General features: G+C 46.4%; 6 protein-coding genes. All 6 read right to left on the bottom strand.

What is annotated here, in order from left to right; all coding sequences use genetic code 11:
* Positions 1 to 152: 152 nt before the first annotated feature.
* Positions 153 to 1,364 carry a hypothetical protein gene (locus tag Q0R17_RS16490; RefSeq protein ID WP_293936874.1) on the bottom strand — a complete coding sequence of 404 codons (1,212 nt, stop codon included), beginning with the start codon at positions 1,362 to 1,364 and terminating at the stop codon, positions 153 to 155.
* On the bottom strand, positions 1,364 to 2,134 hold the full coding sequence (locus Q0R17_RS16485; RefSeq protein ID WP_293936871.1) for a hypothetical protein: 771 nt from the start codon (positions 2,132 to 2,134) through the stop codon (positions 1,364 to 1,366). Before Q0R17_RS16485 ends, Q0R17_RS16490 begins: the two co-directional genes overlap by 1 nt.
* Before the next feature lie 8 nt (positions 2,135 to 2,142).
* Positions 2,143 to 2,685, bottom strand: coding sequence for a hypothetical protein (locus tag Q0R17_RS16480; RefSeq protein ID WP_293936869.1), 543 nt, complete (start codon positions 2,683 to 2,685; stop codon positions 2,143 to 2,145).
* Complete coding sequence (locus Q0R17_RS16475) at positions 2,682 to 2,969, bottom strand: DnaJ domain-containing protein (RefSeq protein ID WP_293936866.1); 288 nt, start codon at positions 2,967 to 2,969, stop codon at positions 2,682 to 2,684. The genes Q0R17_RS16480 and Q0R17_RS16475 overlap by 4 nt, the downstream gene beginning before the upstream one ends.
* 443 nt (positions 2,970 to 3,412) lie before the next feature.
* Entirely contained in the window at positions 3,413 to 5,083 is a 1,671-nt protein-coding gene (gene ettA / locus Q0R17_RS16470; RefSeq protein ID WP_293936864.1) for an energy-dependent translational throttle protein EttA, read from the bottom strand.
* 550 nt (positions 5,084 to 5,633) lie between these two features.
* Positions 5,634 to 5,742: transposase domain-containing protein (locus tag Q0R17_RS16465; RefSeq protein WP_293935441.1), on the bottom strand; the 109-nt coding region annotated here is incomplete at its 5' end.

Genomic DNA, 5,742 nt, shown 5'->3' with positions numbered 1-5,742 from the left:
TCGAACAGGCTTCAAAGAAATGGACGATGCCGATTCAAAACTGGCGGATGGCGCTGAATCGTTTCGTTATAGAATTTGGTGACCGGCTGAACGGCCACCAGTAATTCCAAAGGCATTTACACAGAAAGATTTACAGGCTCTTTTATTTGCATTTATGCGCGGCCTTTCCATTTTGCATTGCAGCGCTGCTGCAAATATCGGAGTGCACGCTCCATGTAAAGATCTGGATATTGAGGGTCTTTATTGGCAAGGGCGGCTTCGGCTTCGGCTTTTAAATCATTTTGCCAAAAATCATTGATTTCCTCTCGCTGGCTCATCGGCACATTGTTATCAATAAATTGCGTGATGGCTGAAGCATTAAAGCCATGGTCGCGAACATATTGCGTAATGGCGATGGCTTCCCGTTTAAGCATGGCGGCTTTAAAGGGTAGCTCGCAAGCACTAAATAGCAATAGCGTGGCTAGCGTTTCTGAATCTGAATCTAGCCCAGTGAGCCGCTGCCAATTATCTGCAATGCCTTGGTCATATAGGCTGATTTCATTATGCCCACCACGTAAATAATAAGATTCAACGTGCTGATTGCCAGTTTTAATTTTTGGCAATTCATTTTGAATAAACACATTCATCTCGACTTGGGCGCTGGTTTGAATAGCTGCTGGGGCGACTTTAAAAAAAGCGGCTAAATGTTCAGCATTGAGCGTGCTTGTTTTCTTTTTCGCTATTTTAATATAGCGATCATAGTCGGCACGGCGCAGTGGTTTTTCATCATTGCCCATGGCGTAAAGCATCAGCATGCTGCTTAGAATCAGTGATTCCGCATCGCAAATATCGTCGCTGGCGAGCTTTAATTTCTTTGCTAGCCAAAAGCCTAAATCAATCTTGCTTTGCAATAGCTGGCCTTCGCGTAAATCGGCTTGATATTGTGGCCAAGAAAGACGCTTTTGCGAGCTCATGATGTTTAAATAAGATTGCTGTTCATCAAGCGATATACCACCTGATTTAATCAATAGGGTGTTTTGTGGCAGCCCCGCAATATTGCGCAGTAAATCAGCGCCTTTTTTAGAGTGGGATAGCAGGGTGTTATTTTGCAATGATTGCGCGGCGATATGGATATCACCCTTAGATAGATCTTCTAAATAAAGGCTGATTAAATTGACGGTACGAATAAGCGCTAGTTCTAAATCTGGGCGTAAATAGGCTGTGCCAAAGTAATTGGCGATTTGCACGATGCCCTTGGCTAAATCAGCTTGGATTATTGTGCAACGCTCAGGTGTAATAAAGCCTTGGGCTACGCCGTAGCTCAAAGCTTTATCAAAAAAACGCCGCTGATCAAAAGTGGATATTACTGTGGAAGCGGCTCCCATTAAATTGCAGACTCTTCAATATCGTCGCTGCTACTATTGCAAATGGCTTGTAATAGCTTATCCAGTGCATCTGGGTTGATCTCTATTTTTTGTGCTGCGCGTTGACAGGCTGCCAGCATCCGGCTTTGTACTTCATCAATAAGATGATCGAAGGCATCCGGAACTTCGTGAAATAAAATCCACAAAGTTTCTTTCCAATCATTATCCGCAAGTTCGGTGCGGGAATAGCCCCAATCAACCTTATCCATGATGTTTTCGCTGGAGTAGAAAGCCTCAAAAAATGCGCTGATTTCTTCTGTATCAAGGATATTTTCGTCGTCTAAAAACGGTAAGGGCGTGGTTTCTAAATGGGCGCGCAGAATAAAATTGAGCGCAACTTCATAATGCCCTTCAAAATAATCCGCCAGAATACCCGCGCCGCCTTTTTGCTCAAAAATGGCGGTCAGATAATCCGGTGCGGTATCGGCGTGTTTGTAAATAACCGCATTCATCATGCCGCGTAGCTTGTCTTTATTGCGCTCGCCATAGAGCTTATCCAGCACTACCGCCCGGGCAAATTGCTCAGGAGAGACAACTAGGCTGAGCACTGTTTCTTTGGCTGAGTCATATTCACGCAAGATGGCCAGTAAATCCTTAGGGGCAACATCTTCTAAAATGACGGACAGGGCATGATCGCCGTGTTCGTCAGCAATGTCAGATAGCGCTTTTTCTGCGCCGCTAATATCGCCGACTAGAATCAGCTTTGAGGCATTGATAATTGCTGGATGCATGATCGTCCTTAATTAGCGTCTATGGTTTCAAAGCCTTGCTCGGCTAGCCAGTTGGAGCCAGATTCGCCTAAATCATCGCTGTCTTGCTCATCATTATCATCGCCTTCATCGTTGTGCTCGTCCGGCTCTGCTGCTGTATTTTTAGCGGGGCTATGTGAGCTGTGAAGACGGTGAAATTCGAGTGCCGCGCTGCTTACTAAAAACACATCGCCGCCGTCGGCTTCAATCGCCGCATCTACCAAGGGCTGGGCCCAATCGGCAATACTTAGATTGTCTTTAATCTCGTCCCAAACCATAAAATCATCGTCATCAGGCTCGCTACGCATCAGGGTGCGCATCATTTGCGGTGCGTGAAAGCTAAATGCGTTGTAAAAAGCGACCGCTACCATTTCGGGGCTAAATTCAATCATGGCCAGTAGCGCTTCAAATTGCTTGCGCTTCTCGTCTAGGCGTTTTTTGATGGCAGAGCGGCCTTCAGAATCGGTCATTAAATCGTCAAGCTCTGCGCTATACGCCGATGTTAATTCTTCAAAATAAGGGGAAAAACTCAATTTAATATGCCTTGTATATAGAGCGCCGAAATTTCTTGGGCAATTTCGAGAGGATTATCAATCAAGCTGCGCTGCCGGTAATTATCGTAAGCTTTGCGGCGGGTAGCATCACTTAAAATCTCATAGGCTGCTTGGATCTCACGAAAGCGCGCTGGCGCAGCTGGGTCAGGATTTTTATCTGGGTGAAATTTTGCCGCGTTTTTGCGGTAGGCAGATTTAATTAGATCGATACTGGCATTGGGGGACACGCCGAGCTTTGCATAATGATCGCTGTTTAAAGACACTGCTTTATCCTTGGTTAAGGTGATCGGTATGCCAAGCAAAAAGCCCACATCTTGAATGCGGGCTTTTAAATATCTTGTTTTTGATGGTTTGGGGCGGGGGAGGTGCCCCTACACAATGCTGCACTTTGCTAGCGCCCACACCAAATAACCCTCAATTGTATGAATTAAGTAAAAAATAGTCAATGGTGCATGGTATGAGCGGTAGGATTAAGCCTAGGCTTGGGTAGCAGTTGCCATAATAAAAAACGGGAGGATAAGCTCTTCCCGTTTGATATAAGTAGTGAATAACAAGTTTCCATGCATTTTAGGCGGGCTAAAAAAGCGTCATCCCCGCGTGTTTTGTCGGGGATCCAGCCGCGTAGCTGGATTCCCGCCTACACGGGAATGACGATGCTGATTTCCGTAATACACGATAACTTATTAACGCTAAGGACGAGCGTAGATTAGCGACTAATAGGCTTGTAGCGAATACGTTTTGGTTTTGCGCCTTCTTCACCAAGGCGTTTTTTCTTGTCGGCTTCGTATTCTTGGTAGTTGCCGTCAAAGAATTGCCATTTAGAATCGCCTTCACACGCTAAAATGTGCGTAGCGATACGATCCAAGAACCAGCGATCGTGCGAGATCACCATCACGCAACCGGCAAATTCTAAGAGCGCATCTTCAAGCGCACGTAGGGTTTCGATATCCAGATCATTAGACGGCTCATCCAATAGCAAGACATTGCCGCCCGAAATCAGCGTTTTAGCCAAGTGTAAGCGGCCACGCTCGCCACCTGATAATTGGCTGACAATTTTGGCTTGATCCGCGCCTTTAAAGTTAAAGCGGCCGATGTAAGCACGGCTGGATGTTTCGTAGCGGCCAACGGTCAGAATATCGTGGCCGCCAGAAATCACATCAAATACCGATTTATTGCCATCGCCTAAGGAATCACGGTTTTGGTCAACATAGGCCATTTTGGTGGTGGTGCCGATTTTTACCGTGCCGCTATCCGGTTGCTCTACGCCTGCAAGCATCTTAAACAATGTGGATTTACCCGCGCCGTTTGGCCCGATAATCCCCACAATTGCACCAGGTGGTACGCGGAAGCTTAAATCATCGATCAGTAAGCGATCGCCAAAGGCTTTGCTGACGTTTTCGAATTCAATCACTTCATTACCTAAGCGCTCTGCCACGGGAATAAAGATTTCCTGTGTTTCATTTTGCTTTTGATAATCTTGGCTATTCAGTTCTTCAAAACGGGCAATCCGTGATTTGGATTTAGCCTGACGCGCTTTAGGATTTTGACGAACCCATTCCAATTCTTTCTTAATGGTTTTTTGGCGTGCAGATTCTTGGTTTTCTTCGGTTTTTAAACGCGCTTGCTTTTGATCTAGCCAGCTAGAGTAATTGCCTTTCCAAGGAATCCCGTGGCCACGATCCAGCTCTAAAATCCACTCGGCCGCGTTATCTAAGAAATAGCGATCGTGGGTAACGGCCACCACAGTGCCAGGGAAGCGGCACAGGAATTGCTCTAGCCAATCGACTGATTCAGCATCCAAGTGATTGGTTGGCTCATCGAGCAGCAACATATCAGGCTTGGAGAGTAGCAGTTTACACAGCGCCACACGGCGCTTTTCACCGCCAGACAGATTACCAATGATGGCATCCCAAGGAGGCAGGCGCAGCGCATCGCCCGCGATTTCTAATTGCAGCTCGGCATTGTCGCCAGAGCTGGCCGAAATAATCGCTTCTAAACGCGCTTGCTCGGTCGCGAGCGCATCAAAATCTGCATCTTCTTCGCCGTAGGCCACGTAAACGGCTTCTAGCTTGGCTTGCGCTTCAAACACTTCACCAAGGCCCGATTCCACTTCTTCACGCACGGTTTTAAGTGGATCAAGCTGTGGCTCTTGCGGCAGATAGCCGATATTCAAGCCCGGCATCGGCGTGGCTTCGCCAATGATATCTTTATCAATACCGGCCATAATTTTAAGCACGGTGGATTTACCCGAGCCATTCAGGCCTAAAACACCAATCTTGGCGCCAGGGAAAAAGCTTAATGAGATATCTTTTAAAATTTGACGCTTCGGCGGAACAATTTTCCCGACGCGATTCATGCTGAAAACATATTGAGCCATTTGTTTTCCTTAAATTAAGGGAGTGAATAGTTTGCGGGCAGCGATGTAACTCTGCCAATGGGCATAAGCATAACATTCATGCCCAATAAACACTGCTTTGACAGGTGTTTTGCAATGAAAATAGCGGTGCTAAATAGGTATGCAAGCGCTACTGAATGAGCTATTCGAAGTCTAGCCTTCCACTTATTCCTGTTTTATGGCGATCTATTAAATGAAAAAACAATCTTTTCACCAAGTAAAAATCAAACTTACGCCAGGAGCGCCCAATTAATCTGTGGCGAGGATTGTCGCGTCTTCTCGGTGGCGAAGTCGTCTGGGCTGAACGCCATGTTAGGCATAACGATAGTCAAGGTTATAGGCAGCAAGTGAAGACAAAAATAGAGTAGAAAAACCGGTTTTCATAGGGTGTGCAAGTCGTGTTTCTTGCGCACCATTTTTCTGTGCAGAGGCTACGTCGTTGTACACCCTATAAAAAGCGGGTTCACTCCATGACAAAAGCTTAAGTTGATGCCATATAAGTAAAGGCTCAGCCGCTCCACCGCCTTGACGCTTAAGTTTCTGCTAGCAGTCGTAGCGGCAGTAATTCATCGATGCGGCTGTTTGGCCAAGTGGGTAACTTTTCTAAGGTGTCGGTCAGCCACGCTTGTGGATCGAGTCCG

This window comes from Iodobacter sp., from assembly GCF_025352645.1.
GTDB lineage: Bacteria > Pseudomonadota > Gammaproteobacteria > Burkholderiales > Chitinibacteraceae > Iodobacter.
Note: the sequence above shows the minus strand (reverse complement) of the source record. Positions and strands in the feature narration are given on the sequence as shown.

What these genes read in the sequence shown, in the direction of transcription:
- Q0R17_RS16490 (WP_293936874.1), bottom strand. Translation starts at nt 1,364, where the DNA reads ATGGGAGCCGCTTCCACAGTAATATCCACTTTTGATCAGCGGCGTTTT.
- ettA (WP_293936864.1), bottom strand. Translation starts at nt 5,083, where the DNA reads ATGGCTCAATATGTTTTCAGCATGAATCGCGTCGGGAAAATTGTTCCG.
- Q0R17_RS16485 (WP_293936871.1), bottom strand. Translation starts at nt 2,134, where the DNA reads ATGCATCCAGCAATTATCAATGCCTCAAAGCTGATTCTAGTCGGCGAT.